Origin of the sequence: Mesorhizobium sp. M8A.F.Ca.ET.207.01.1.1 (genome assembly GCF_004794715.1) — a bacterium.
Lineage (GTDB): Bacteria > Pseudomonadota > Alphaproteobacteria > Rhizobiales > Rhizobiaceae > Mesorhizobium.
The window spans coordinates 1-279 of the sequence record NZ_SRUS01000599.1 but is presented as its reverse complement, the minus strand read 5'-3'; the positions used below and the strand labels follow the sequence as shown (position 1 = coordinate 279).

1 protein-coding gene is annotated in these 279 nt (G+C 68.1%); it reads left to right on the top strand.

Features of this window, described 5'->3' with window-relative positions; genetic code table 11:
• Positions 1-279 (top strand): hypothetical protein (locus EN850_RS36005; protein ID WP_210238112.1); only part of this gene is annotated, 279 nt, incomplete at both ends.

Here is a 279-nt window from a genome sequence, read left to right as displayed (position 1 = left end):
GGCAGCCGCTGCGGCTGGATTGTCGATCTGCGCGACAACACCGGTGGCAACATGTGGCCGATGCTGCTGGGCGTGGCGCCGCTGTTGCGCGTCACGCCCAGCGCCGACGAGAACGTGGGTACCTTCGCTGCCGCAGATGGTCCGTCGCTCTGGCAGCTGACCTCATCCAGTGTGCGTCTTGGCGATCGCGTGCGGATCGATCTTGGTGGGCCCGGCTATCTGCTCAAACATCCGGGCGCGCCGGTCGCCGTGCTGACAGCCCCGCGCACTGCCAGCTCC